Origin of the sequence: Streptomyces sp. ISL-12, from assembly GCF_018614415.1 — a bacterium.
Lineage (GTDB): Bacteria > Actinomycetota > Actinomycetes > Streptomycetales > Streptomycetaceae > Streptomyces.
This window is the reverse complement of record NZ_JAGGOO010000019.1, coordinates 23084-35337: the sequence shown is the minus strand read 5'-3', so window position 1 is coordinate 35337 and position 12254 is coordinate 23084. Positions and strand designations below refer to the sequence as shown.

Here is a 12254-nt window from a genome sequence, read left to right as displayed (position 1 = left end):
GGGGGCGAGAAACACCCGGTCACCGATCAGCCCACGGTAAGGGAACGGCAAAACGCCCCCGCTCGTTCACCCGGCATGACAGCTATGACCCCCGGCTCGAACATCCCCCTGTCCGCCGCCCGCGTGACGGTGGACGTCGCCGCGCCCGTGCGCCTCGACGTATCGGGCCTGCTGCTCACCGCCGACGGCAAGGTGCGCTCCGACGACGACTTCATCTTCTACAACCAGCCCACCGGTCCGGGCGTGACCTACCGCTCCGGCGGCGGCTCCGCCCCGGACGCGATCACGATCGACACCAGCGCGGTCCCCCCGGGCATCGAGAAGATCGTCGTCACCGCCAGCCCGGACGCCGCGGGCCAGACCTTCCAGGGCATCGAGCCCACGGCCACCATCCGCAGCGCGGACGACAACTCCGTCCTGGCCACCTTCACGCCCCCGCAGCTCGGCAGCGAGACGGCCCTGGTGATCGTCGAGGTCTACCTCCGCAACGGCGCCTGGAAGGCCCGCGCGGTCGGCCAGGGCTACGCCAACGGCCTCGCCGGCATCGCCACCGACTTCGGCGTCTCGGTGGAGGAGCCGGCCGCGCCCGCCGCCCAGCCGGTCACGCCGCCCCCGGCCCCGGCCGCCGTACAGCCGCCGCCCGCGCCGGTCGCCACCCCCGCCGCCCCGCCGGCCCCGCCCGCCGCGCCCGCGGCCCCCGCCCCCGGGGCCGGGAAGATCAACCTGGACAAGGGCCGCGTCAGCCTCCAGAAGAACCAGACCGTCTCCCTGGTCAAGGGCGGCCGCCCGGTCCTCTCCCAGGTCAAGATGGGCCTGGGCTGGGAGCCGGCGTACCGCGGCAAGGACATCGACCTGGACGCCTCGGTCATCGCGTACGGCCCGCAGCGCAACCACATCGACAGCTGCTACTTCGGCAAGCTGTCCATCGTCGGCGGCGCCATCAAGCACTCCGGTGACAACCTCACCGGCGAGGGCGGCGGCGACGACGAGGTGATCGTCGTCGACCTCGGCCGGCTCCCGCAGGAGGTCACCGGTCTGGTCTTCACGGTCAACTCCTTCACCGGGCAGAAGTTCACCGAGGTCGCCAAGGCGTACTGCCGCCTGCTGGACGCCGCGACCGGCGAGGAACTGGTCCGCTTCGACCTCACCACCGCCGAGCCGCAGACCGGCGTGATGATGGCCAAGCTGATCCGGCAGTTCTCCGGGGAGTGGGACATGACGGCGATGGGCGAGTTCGTCAAGTCCCGCACGGTCCGCGGGATGGTGAAGCCGGCCGCCAAGTCGCTGTGACCGCGGACGGCCCGGGTCCGGCACGGAACCCGGGCCGTCCCGCTCAGCGCCGCTTCTGCCGCTTCCAGGGCCCGGTGATCGCCAGCATGATGCCGGGCGTCTGGATGTTCGCGTAGAGGGTGCGTCCGTCGGGCGAGAAGGTGACACCGGTCATCTCGCTGTACTCGGGCTCCTCCTCGGTCCCGGTGTTCAGCTCGTTGCGGGCGATGGGGTACGTCCGTCCGCTGTCGGTGGCGCCGAACAGGTGCTGCACACCGTCGCCGTCCTCGGCGATGACCAGACCGCCGTACGGGGAGACGGTGATGTTGTCGGGGCCGTCGAAGGCGCCGTCCGCCGACGGGTCGGGGTTGACGCCGAGCAGCACCTTCAGGGTGAGGGTGCGGCGCTTGGGGTCGTAGAACCAGACCTGGCCGTCGTGCGGCTTGCCGGGGCTCTCGTCGCGGGCGAAGGACGAGACGACGTAGGCGCCGCCGTCCGCCCACCACATGCCCTCCAGCTTGCGGGCGCGGGTGACCTGGCCGTCGGTGAACTGCTTGCGCACGGAGACGGTCTTCGCGTCACGGTCGGGGACCTCGACCCAGTCGACGCCGTACACGGTGCCGGTCTTCGTCGCGCGGGAGAGGTCGTCGACGAACTTGCCGCCGGAGTCGAAGCACTTGAACGCCTCCAGGCGCCCGGCGTCGTCGGCGAGGGTGCGGAGCCTGCCGCGGCCGTGCCGGAAGCCCTCCGGCGGGGTCCAGCGGTAGAACAGGCCGTTGGGTCCGGAGGCGTCCTCGGTGAGGTAGGCGTGGCCGCGCCTGGGGTCGATGACGACGGCCTCGTGGGCGTACCGGCCGAGCGCCTTGACGGGCTTCGGGTCGCGGTTGGCGCGGCGGTCGGCGGGGTCGACCTCGAAGACGTAGCCGTGGTCCTTGGTCATGCCGTTGGACCCGGCCTTGTCCTCGGTCTCCTCGCAGGTCAGCCAGGTGTTCCAGGAGGTGGCGCCGCCCGCGCAGTTGGTGGCGGTGCCGGCGATGCCGACCCACTCGGCGACCTCGCCGCCGGGGCGGACCTCGACGACGGTGCAGCCGCCGGAGGCCGCCGGGTCGTAGACGAGGCCCTCGGTGAGCGGGACGGGGTGCGGCCAGTTGGCGCGGGGACCGCCCAGTTCGTGGTTGTTGACCAGCAGGGTGGTGCCGCGCGGGCCGTCGAAGGTGGCGGTGCCGTCGTGGTTGGAGGGGGTGTACTCGCCCGACTCCAGCTTGGTGCGGCCGCTGTAGGTGATGACCCGGTAGGAGAAGCCGGCGGGCAGCGCGAGGATGCCGTCCGGGTCGGGGAGCAGCGGCCCGTAGCCGACCCCGCCGTGCCCGTGCTCGTCGTCCGTCCCCTCGGTCTCCGTGGAGGCCAGGGCGTTCGGAGCGGTGGCGAGGGCGCCGACGCTGCCCGCCAGCGCGACCCCGGCGCCGGTGAGCGCGGAGCGGGTGGCGAAGTCCCTGCGGGTGAGCGACATGGTGTGTCTCCTGTGACGGTGGGCGTGCCAGGAAGGGGGGTGGCGCTGCGCGGTGCGGCGCAACCGTCCCGCCCACCGCTTAACGGAGGCTGAACTCCGTACGACACTCCGTGCCCCGCTTGTGTGAATCCGCCCGGCGGCGCGTCACGAGGCCGCCATCGGCGGTCATCCCCGGGCGGTCACCGGCCGTCCTCCCCCGGGCCGCCACCGGCCGTCATCCGCCGGGCGGTCACCGGCCGTCCTCCCTCAGGCCACCACCAGCCGTCATCTCCCAGGCCACCACAGCCGTCCTCCCCAGGCCACCACAGCCGTCCTCCCCAGGCCGCCACCAGCCGTCGTCCGCCGGGCGGTCACCGGCCGTCATCCGCCGTGCTGCGACCGCGCCTTGAACGCCGCCTTGCGGGCCTCCTTGGCGATCTTCTTGTCGGGGTGCAGCCGCCCCATCGCCTCCAGGACGTCGGCGGTGGCGGGGTGGTCGACCCGCCAGGCGGTGGCGAAGAAGCCGCTGTGCTGCGCGGCCAGTCCCTCCACCAGGGCGCGCAGTTCCTCGGAGTTGCCCTCGGCGGCGAGCTGCGCGGCCACCGTGTCGACGGTCAGCCAGAAGACCATGGACTCCGGCGGCGGCGGAACGTCGCGGGCCCCGTGCTCGGCCAGCCACACCCGGGCCAGCCCGCCCAGCTCCGCGTCGTCGAGGACCTCGCGCAGCGCGGGCTCGGCGTCGGCGCCGACCAGGGCCAGCGCCTGCTGGCAGCGCAGCCGGCGCAGCGGCGCCCCGGCGTCCGCGCCGCGCGCCGCCGCCAGCAGCTCCCGGGCGGCGGCCAGCGGCTCGCGGCGGGCCAGCCACCCCTCGGTCTCGGCGTGCGCGGCGGCCGGCGGGAAGCCGGCCGTGCCGTCGAGCAGGGTGTCGGCGCCCTTGTCGGCGAGTTCACCGACGGCCGGGGCGGTGAACCCGGCCTCCAGCAGCCGGGCGCGCAGCCCGTACAGGCCGAGCGGGGTCAGCCGCACCATGCCGTAGCGGGAGACGTCGGTGTCGTCGACGGGCGCGGCGGGCTCCTCGTCGCCCTCGGCCATCAGCGCCTCGTCGACCGGCTGGTAGGTGACCAGCCCGATCGGCTCCAGCAGCCGGAACTGGTCGTCCAGCCGCATCATCGCGTCGGAGACCTGCTGCAGCACGTCGTTGGTGGGCTCGCCCATGTCGCTGGGGACGAGGACGGAGGCGGCGAGCGCGGGCAGCGGCACCGGGGCGTCGCCGGGCGCGTCCTCACCGACGGTGAGCAGGTACAGGTTGCCGAGCACCCCGTCGAGGAACTCCGCCTCGGCCTCGGGGTCCCAGTCCAGGGAGGAGAGGTCCAGCTCGCCCTCGCCCTCGGCCATCGCGTCGACCAGGGCACCGAGGTCGGGCGCGCTCGCGTCGGCGAGGACGGTCTCCAGGGCGGCGAGCCACACGCCGAGCACGTCCTGCGGGGAGCCGCCGGTGAGCAGCGCCAGTTCCTCGCCCGCCGTGACGGTGCCCTCGTCCTCGTCGACGATCTCGACCAGCCCGGCGTCCAGGGCGACCCGCCACGCCTCGCTCGCGTCCGCCACCGCGTCGCCGCCGCTGAGCCCGAGCGCCTCGGCCGCCGCGCCGAGCTGTTCCTCGACCAGCTCTCCCCCGGCCTCCACCCGGGTGTCCGGCCCGGCCCAGCGGGCGAGCCGGACGGCCCGGGAGAGCAGCGGGGCGGAGAGCGCGTCGCGGGCCAGCTCCGCTTCGGGGTGGAGCCGCGCGGGCGGCAGGGTGGAGCTGTCTGACATGGGCTGTTTTCTCCTCGCGCGCCTCGACGGCCGTACGGCCACCTGGACGCCGTACGGCTCAGCCGCTCAGCCTAGACGGGTTTCCACCCATGCCGCCCGGTTCATCTCCCTGTCGGCTGCCGTACATGGCCGAAACCTTGACAAGGACCTTGGCCGCACAGGAGATTGACGCGCGTAGAAACAGGGGGGGCACGAGTGTTCATGCGGGCATGCGCGCTCCCCTCCCGATGCTTCCCGCCCCACGCTTCCCGGCGCTTGACGTCACGTCCCCGGAGGGACCCCATGCCGAGCAAGTCGTCCGCGCGCCTCGCCGCGCTCACCGTCGCCGCCGTCTGCTCAGCGGCGTCCACCGTCGTCCTCGTCCCGTCCGCGCACGCGGCCTCGGTGCGCGTCCACGACGTCCAGGGCACCACGAGGCTCTCCCCGTACGCCGGTCAGCAGGTCACCGACGTGGCCGGAATCGTCACCGGCACCCGGACCTACGGCTCCTCCAAGGGCTTCTGGATCCAGGACCCGTCCCCGGACGCCGACCCGGCCACCAGCGAAGGCATATTCGTCTTCACCAGCTCCACCCCGAAGGTCACGGTCGGCGACGCGGTCACCGTCTCCGGCACGGTCTCGGAGTACGTCCCCGGCGGCACCTCCTCCGGCAACCAGTCGCTGACCGAGATCACCCGCCCCACGGTCACCGTCGTCTCGTCCGGCAACACGGTCCCGGCCGCGACCCGGATCACCGCCCGCTCGGTGCCGCGCGCCTACACCCCCGAGGCCGACGGCGGCTCCGTCAACACCCTGCCGCTGCGCCCCTCCCGCTACGCCCTGGACTACTACGAGTCCCTGGAGGGCATGAACGTCCAGGTCACCGACACCCGCGTGGTGGGCGCCACCGACCCGTACACCGAGCTGTGGGTGACGGTGAAGCCCGAGGAGCACCCGAGCGCGGGCGGCGGCACGGTCTACGGCTCCTACGACTCCCAGAACACCGGCCGGCTCCAGATCCAGTCCCTGGGCGCGGTCGCCGACTTCCCCGACGCGACCGTGGGCGACACCCTCGCCGGCACCACGGCGGGCCCGCTGGACTACAACCAGTACGGCGGCTACACCCTCGTGGCCAACCGGCTCGGGACCCTGCGCGACGGCGGCACGGAGCGCGAGACCACCCGCGCGCAGCAGCGCGACGAGCTGGCGGTGGCGACGTACAACGTCGAGAACCTCGACCCGTCCGACGACACCTTCGCCGCGCACGCGGAGGCGATCACGCACAACCTCGCCTCGCCCGACATCGTGTCCCTGGAGGAGATCCAGGACGACAACGGTGCCGTGAACGACGGCACGGTCGCCGCCGACGAGACGATGGCGAAGCTGATCGACGCGATCGTGGCGGCGGGCGGCCCGCGCTACGACTGGCGCTCGGTCGACCCGGCCGACGGCGAGGACGGCGGCGAGCCCGGCGGCAACATCCGCCAGGTGTTCCTGTTCAACCCGGAGCGGGTCTCCTTCACCGACCGCGCGGGCGGCGACGCGACGACGGCCACGGAGGTGACGAAGGTCCGCGGCAAGGCGGCGCTCACCCTCTCCCCCGGCCGCGTCGACCCGACGGACGAGGCCTGGGAGAACAGCCGCAAGCCGCTGGCCGGCGAGTTCGTCTTCCGCGGCAAGACGGTCTTCGTCATCGCCAACCACTTCGCCTCCAAGGGCGGCGACCAGGGGCTGACCAGCCAGTACCAGCCCCCGACGCGCGGCTCCGAGACGCAGCGCCACCTCCAGGCCACGGCCGTCAACGCCTTCGTCAAGGACATCCTCGCCACCCAGAAGAACGCCGACGTCGTCACCCTCGGCGACATCAACGACTTCGAGTTCTCCACGACCACCAAGCTCCTGGAGGACGGCGGGGCCCTGTGGTCGGCGGTCAAGTCGCTGCCGCGCGACGAGCGTTACTCGTACGTCTACCAGGGCAACAGCCAGGTCCTGGACCAGATCCTGGTCAGCCCGTCGATCCGGCGCGGCGGGCACTTCCGTTACGACAGCGTGCACGTCAACGCCGAGTTCCACGACCAGATCAGCGACCACGACCCGCAGGTGCTGCGGTTCCGTCCGTAGCGGACGGGCCCGGCACGAGGCCGAGGGCGTGGCCGTACCGGCCGCTGGTGAAGCCGCGCAGCCCCGGCCAGGTCCGGGCCCCGTCCCAGTGAGCGGCCGGCACGTCGTCGTACGCGCCGGCGCTCTCCCACTCGGCGTAGTTCAGGACGTGGGTGCCGTCGGTGCTCAGGTGGAAGTGGGCGGAGATCAGCCCGTGGCCGCGCTCGACCGTCCCGAGGAGCAGGTCGACCCAGCCGGCGCGGCGCTCCGCGGCCTCCGGTGCGAAGTCGGCGCGCACGATGACGACGAGGCCGGGGACGCGCGTGTCCCCGGCCGCCCGCTCCAGGCCGCCGTGCCGGCGGTACCGCCCGAGCCCCAGCCGCTCGATCCCCGGCACGGCGGTGTCGATCTCGTCGACCCGTTCCTGCCGGTGCGTCTTGACGAACGCCTCGTACGCCTGCTCGCTCGCCCACTGGGAGTGGTGCAGCAGGGTCTCACCGTCATGGCCGGTGTAGACGTGATAGCTCCGCAGGCCGTCGGCGGGCCACGGCCGCCGCTCCCAGGTCCGGGCGATCGCCTCCACCGCCTGTCGCTGCCGCTCGGGCGTGCCTACCCGCCAGGTACTGAAGAAGGGTGCCCCGGCGTCCGGACGGGTGAGATCGGGGTGGGTGTCGGTACGGCGGGTCATGCCGGCCTCCGTCGAGTGGGTGATCGTCGCCTGCGCCCACCACCCTCCGACCTCAACCGGACTTGAGGTCAAGGAAGACCCCCGACTCCACGTCAGCGGCGTCCGCCGCCCCGCCGCCACAGCACCCCGACCGCGACGACCGCGCCCACCACCGCGCCGGCGATCAGCACCGGCCGCGGCTGCCGCAGCCCCGTCCGCACCGGTTCCGGCACACCGCGGCCGGCCCGGCTCGCCCGGTCCTGCACCGTGTGCCCGGCCCGCGCGGCGCTGCTGCGCAGTTGCACGGTCAGCGCACCGGCCTTGTCCCGCAGGTCGGCGGCGCGTGCCGTCGCCCGCCCCTTCACATCCGCCCGGCCCGCCAGCTCCCCGACGGTGTCCCCGAGCCGCTCGCGGACCTCCTCGATCTGACGCCGCAGCTCGTCGGGCCCCTTGGCCCCGACCGCCGCCGTACCGCTGCCGCCCCTCGACTTCGTCATCAGTGCGCCCTCCCTCGGCCTGCTCCGTTCCTGGCGGCCCCGGGTACCCGGCCCCGCCGCCCGCTACGCACGCTCCTTCCCGGGCGGCCCGGTGCGCGGCCGTGCACGACATTTCAGCGACGCTTACCGGAAATCGGTAGGGATATTAAGTGGAGCTGCACACTCCACCGGCCGACACTCCTCCCATGACGACCACCGCCCCTCCCTTCGGCCGCGCCCTGTGCGCCATGGTCACGCCCTTCACCGACGCCGGCGCCCTCGACCTCGACGGCGCCGGCCGCCTCGCCGACCACCTCGTGACGCGGGGCTGCGACGGCCTGGTCCTGTCGGGGACGACGGGCGAGTCCCCCACCACCACGGACACCGAGAAGACCGAGCTGATCTCGGCGGTACGGGAGGCGGTGGGCGACCGGGCGACGATCGTGGCCGGGGTGGGCAGCGCCGACACCCGCCACACCACGGCCCTGGCCCGCGCGGCCCAGCGCGCCGGCGCGGACGGCCTGCTGGTGGTCACGCCGTACTACAGCAGGCCGCCGCAGGACGCGCTGGAGGCCCACTTCCGCGAGGTCGCCGACGCGTCGGACCTCCCGGTCATGCTCTACGACATCCCGGCCCGCACCGGCACCCGCGTCGAACCCGCCACACTGCTCCGCCTCGCCGGCCACCCCCGGATCGTCGCCGTCAAGGACTGCGCGTACGACCTCCTCGGCACCCAGCGGGTGCTGTCCCGCACCGACTTGGCGTACTACACCGGCTGCGACGAGTACGCCCTGGCGCTGTACGCGACGGGCGGCACCGGCTACGTCAGTACGGTGGCGAACGTGATCCCGGGCCGCATGCGCGCGATCCTGGACGCCCACGACGCGGGCCGCACGGCCGAGGCGGCCCGGCTCCAACTGGGGGCGAGCGAGCTGATCGAGGCGATGATGGCCGCGGGCCTGCCCGGAACGGTGACCGCCAAGGCCCTCCTCCACCACCTCGGCCTCCCCGGGGGCCCGGTCCGCGCGCCCCTGCGCCCCGCCGGCCGGGAGGCGGCCGACGGGCTGCGGGCGGCGTACGAACGCCTGGCCGCGGACGTCACCGGGTGACGAACACGGGCTCCCACTCCTGACGGTCGAAGTCGTCGTCCGGCACCCGCGTACCGGACAGCTGGGTCACTTCGTCGCTCCCGAGGGTCACCAGGACCAAGCGTGGCCGGTACTCCGCCACTCCCGGCGCCCGTTCCCAGGCGATGAGCCGACGGTCGTCCGCCCAGGCGAGCAGGGTGGCACCGCGCACCTCGGTGACCTCCTCGCCGGTCCGCGGATCCCGGATCGACGACCATGACGTGTCCTTCCGCTCCTTGGCCAGCCCGAGCGCGGCGAGCCGTCCGTCCGGGGAGAGCCGGGCGGGTACGTCGGAGCGCAGATACCGCTCGTCGGCGGGCGCGGCGGTCTTCGCTCCGCTCAGGTCGTAGAACCGCTGGAGTCCGTCCCGCTCACCGACGACCCGCGAGTAGACCAGCTGTCCGGTGCGGGAGAAGGCGAAGTCCTCGCGGGCGTTGACGTCACGGCCGGCCGGTACGGCGCTCCAGGTGCTCTCGTCGGTGACGACGTCGAGGACCAGGAACCCGGTACGGCTCGTCCCGCCGGACTCCGACATCCACGCCTCGCCGCCGCCCTCGGCGGCCTGGACCCGTACCCGCAGATCGGGGTTCTCGTCGTAGGTCGTCGCGACGATCCGGCCGCCGTCCCGGGAGTAGGCGAGCCCGCCGACCCCGTGGCCCACCTTGACCCACCGGTCGACGTCTCCCGTGGCGAGGTCGAGGATGCCGATGCGGTCGGCCGGCAGGTCCCGTTCCAGGACGGCCGCCGTCCGCATCCCGGGCGCGACGGCGACGTACGACCACCGGTCGTCCTTCTCGTACCGTCCCGTGGCCGGGTCGAGCAGCCAGTAGGTGCGCCGGCTGACGCCCTCGCCGGCGGTCCGTTCGACGGTCTCGGCCGTGTAGTAGGCGGCCAGGGCCACGTCCCCCGCCGCGATGAGATCACGGGGTGGCGACTGGTCCGGGTGGGCGCTGATCCCGTTCCCGGCGGCCGGGGGTTCGTGCCGGCCGGAATCCCGGCCGGAGTCCAGCAGGGGGACCCCCACGGCGATCGCGATCACGGTGGTGACGACGGCGGCCACGGACGCCAGCCCCCGCACCCTGCGCCGACGCCGACGGACCGCGAGCACCCGGTCGGCGAACCCGGGCTCCACCGCCCGCTGCCCGGCGGCCTGTTCCCGCAACGTGTCCCGCACCAGGCTCTCGACGTTCACGAACGCACCTCCAGGGGCGAGGGGTTGCCGACCGGCCGCGGCCCCGCCGGGCCCAGGGCGGCCAGTTCGGGGGCGACGGCCCGCAGCCGGGCCAGCGAACGATGGGTGGTGGACCGTACGGTGCCGACGGAACACCCCAGCAGCCGGGCGACGTCGGCCTCGGGAAGGTCCTCGAAGTAGCGGAGCACCAGCACCGTCCGCTGCCGCGCGGTCAGCCGGGCGAGCGCCCCGCGCATGACGAGCCGCAGGTCGGCGGCGGCCACGGCGTCGGCGTCCGTACCGGTCTCGGGCGGCCGGCCGACGCTCACCTCCCGCCTCGGCCACTTCAGCCGCCAGCGGCTGACCTGCTGCCGGTACAGGACCTGCCGGACGTACGCCTCGGGCTCCTCGACCCGGTGCCAGCGCCCCGCCACCTTGATCAACGCGTTCTGCAGCAGGTCCTCGCCCGCGTGCCGGTCGCCGCCGCTCAGCAGGACGGCGGTCTTCAGCAGCGCGGACGACCGGTTCGCCACGAACTCGCGGAAACTCTCCTCGGCCTGCGCATCCATCGTCACCTTCTCGTGCCCCGGGCGGACCCGCTGTCCGGCCCCCGTGCCCCTGGTGACGCGTGCGACCACCCACCACTATGCCTGCGCGCCGGAACCCGCGTGACGGCCCCCGGCGCTCACCGGCACACGTACGTCAGGTCACTGCCAGCGGTAACCGTCCCCGAACAGCAGCGTGTGCTCCAGCACGTCCTCCATCGGGTCGTCGACCTGCCCGACGTTCACCAGCCCGATCCGGGGCCCGTTGTGCGAGTCGGTGTTGGTCTCGTCGGCGTGCGCGGCCCCCGCCGGAAGCCAGCAGACCACGGCCGCGGCCCCCGCCCCGGTCACCCAACGCGCCACACCCTTCGCCCGCTCGTTCCTCATACCAGGACCTCGTTTCGTCGGTTCGGCGTCTGATCGGACAGAAGCGTCCGCCTGTTCATCTGCCGAACCCCTCCGGAGGTCACGCCCGGCTTCCCGCCGCTGCGGGAGACCACCGGCCCGACGGACATGATCAGGGAGCAGCGCCCCGCGCGAAGAGGCGGTGAGCAAGGGTCCGCCCCGCTCCGGACAGCTCGTCACTGCCGAAGCGGGGCGGAAGCTCCCGTGCTCAGTTGTGGCTGTGCAGCACGTCGTTCAGCCCGCCCCACACCGCGTTGTTCGGCCGGGCCTCCACCGTCCCCGTCACCGAGTTGCGGCGGAAGAGGATGTTGGACGCGCCGGAGAGTTCGCGGGCCTTGACGATCTCGCCGTCGGGCATCGTGACGCGCGTGCCGGCGGTGACGTAGAGGCCGGCCTCTACCACGCACTCGTCGCCCAGCGCGATGCCGACGCCCGCCTCGGCGCCGATCAGGCAGCGCTCGCCGATGGAGATGATGACGTTGCCGCCGCCGGACAGCGTGCCCATCGTGGAGGCGCCGCCGCCGATGTCCGAGCCGTCGCCGATGACGACGCCGGCGGAGATGCGGCCCTCGACCATCGACGTGCCCAGCGTGCCCGCGTTGAAGTTGACGAAGCCCTCGTGCATGACCGTGGTGCCCTCGGCGAGGTGCGCGCCCAGGCGGACGCGGTCGGCGTCGGCGATGCGCACGCCCTTGGGGGCGACGTAGTCCGTCATGCGGGGGAACTTGTCGACCGAGGTGACCTGGAGGTGCAGGCCCTCCGCGCGGGCGTTCAGCCGGACCTTCTCCAGGTCGTCGACGGCGACCGGGCCCAGCGAGGTCCAGGCGACGTTGGCGAGGTGGGCGAAGATGCCGTCCAGGTTCTGGCCGTGCGGCTTGACCAGGCGGTGGGAGAGCAGGTGGAGGCGCAGGTAGACGTCGTGCGCGTCGATCGGCTTCTCGTCCAGGGAGGCGATGACCGTGCGGACCGCGACCACCTCGACGCCCCGGCGGGTGTCCGGGCCGACGGCGGCGGTGGCGCCGCCGCCGAGGAGTTCGGCGGCCTGTTCGGCGGTGAGGCGCTCGGTGCCGGACGGGCCGGGCCCGTCGACCAGTTCGGGGGCGGGGAACCAGGTGTCGAGAACGGTGCCGTCGGCGGCGACGGTGGCCAGGCCGGCGGCCACGGCACCGGTGGTGCGGGGAGCAGTCGTGTCGGTCATGGGGGCAACTTAACCG

The 12254-nt window shown here is 73.5% G+C and carries 11 protein-coding genes; 3 read left to right on the top strand and 8 right to left on the bottom strand.

What is annotated here, in order from left to right:
- Nucleotides 1-84 precede the first annotated feature (84 nt).
- Entirely contained in the window at nucleotides 85-1290 is a 1206-nt protein-coding gene (locus tag J7I94_RS05585; protein WP_215165607.1) for a TerD family protein, read from the top strand.
- Nucleotides 1291-1333: 43 nt separating this feature from the next.
- Here J7I94_RS05585 and J7I94_RS05580 read toward each other — a convergent pair whose 3' ends face one another.
- Nucleotides 1334-2779 carry an alkaline phosphatase PhoX gene (locus tag J7I94_RS05580; protein ID WP_215165574.1) on the bottom strand — a complete coding sequence of 482 codons (1446 nt, stop codon included), beginning with the start codon at nucleotides 2777-2779 and terminating at the stop codon, nucleotides 1334-1336.
- A 360-nt stretch (nucleotides 2780-3139) separates the two neighbouring features.
- Entirely contained in the window at nucleotides 3140-4570 is a 1431-nt protein-coding gene (locus J7I94_RS05575; RefSeq protein WP_215165572.1) for a hypothetical protein, read from the bottom strand.
- Nucleotides 4571-4852: 282 nt separating this feature from the next.
- Here J7I94_RS05575 and J7I94_RS05570 point away from each other — a divergent pair, with 282 nt between their 5' ends.
- Nucleotides 4853-6670, top strand: a complete 1818-nt coding sequence (locus J7I94_RS05570) for an endonuclease/exonuclease/phosphatase family protein (RefSeq protein WP_215165571.1) — start codon at nucleotides 4853-4855, stop codon at nucleotides 6668-6670.
- Here J7I94_RS05570 and J7I94_RS05565 read toward each other — a convergent pair.
- Nucleotides 6630-7337, bottom strand: a complete 708-nt coding sequence (locus tag J7I94_RS05565; protein WP_215165570.1) for an antibiotic biosynthesis monooxygenase — start codon at nucleotides 7335-7337, stop codon at nucleotides 6630-6632. The two genes, J7I94_RS05570 and J7I94_RS05565, sit on opposite strands and share 41 nt — an antisense overlap.
- A gap of 92 nt (nucleotides 7338-7429) precedes the next feature.
- Nucleotides 7430-7813, bottom strand: a complete 384-nt coding sequence (locus J7I94_RS05560; RefSeq protein ID WP_215165569.1) for a DUF3618 domain-containing protein — start codon at nucleotides 7811-7813, stop codon at nucleotides 7430-7432.
- Nucleotides 7814-7998: 185 nt separating this feature from the next.
- Here J7I94_RS05560 and dapA point away from each other — a divergent pair, with 185 nt between their 5' ends.
- Nucleotides 7999-8901 (top strand): 4-hydroxy-tetrahydrodipicolinate synthase, encoded by a 903-nt coding sequence (gene dapA, locus J7I94_RS05555; protein ID WP_215165568.1) that lies wholly within the window; start codon nucleotides 7999-8001, stop codon nucleotides 8899-8901.
- Here dapA and J7I94_RS05550 read toward each other — a convergent pair.
- The 4 genes from J7I94_RS05550 to dapD form a co-directional block, all read right to left on the bottom strand.
- Entirely contained in the window at nucleotides 8891-10111 is a 1221-nt protein-coding gene (locus J7I94_RS05550) for a WD40 repeat domain-containing protein (RefSeq protein WP_215165567.1), read from the bottom strand. The two genes, dapA and J7I94_RS05550, sit on opposite strands and share 11 nt — an antisense overlap.
- Entirely contained in the window at nucleotides 10108-10659 is a 552-nt protein-coding gene (locus J7I94_RS05545) for a SigE family RNA polymerase sigma factor (RefSeq protein ID WP_215165566.1), read from the bottom strand. Before J7I94_RS05545 ends, J7I94_RS05550 begins: the two co-directional genes overlap by 4 nt.
- 138 nt (nucleotides 10660-10797) lie before the next feature.
- A complete protein-coding gene (locus tag J7I94_RS05540) occupies nucleotides 10798-11022 on the bottom strand; it encodes a hypothetical protein (RefSeq protein ID WP_215165565.1) in 225 nt (74 codons plus the stop codon).
- A gap of 226 nt (nucleotides 11023-11248) precedes the next feature.
- Nucleotides 11249-12238 (bottom strand): 2,3,4,5-tetrahydropyridine-2,6-dicarboxylate N-succinyltransferase, encoded by a 990-nt coding sequence (gene dapD / locus J7I94_RS05535; RefSeq protein WP_215165564.1) that lies wholly within the window; start codon nucleotides 12236-12238, stop codon nucleotides 11249-11251.
- Nucleotides 12239-12254: the final 16 nt, after the last annotated feature.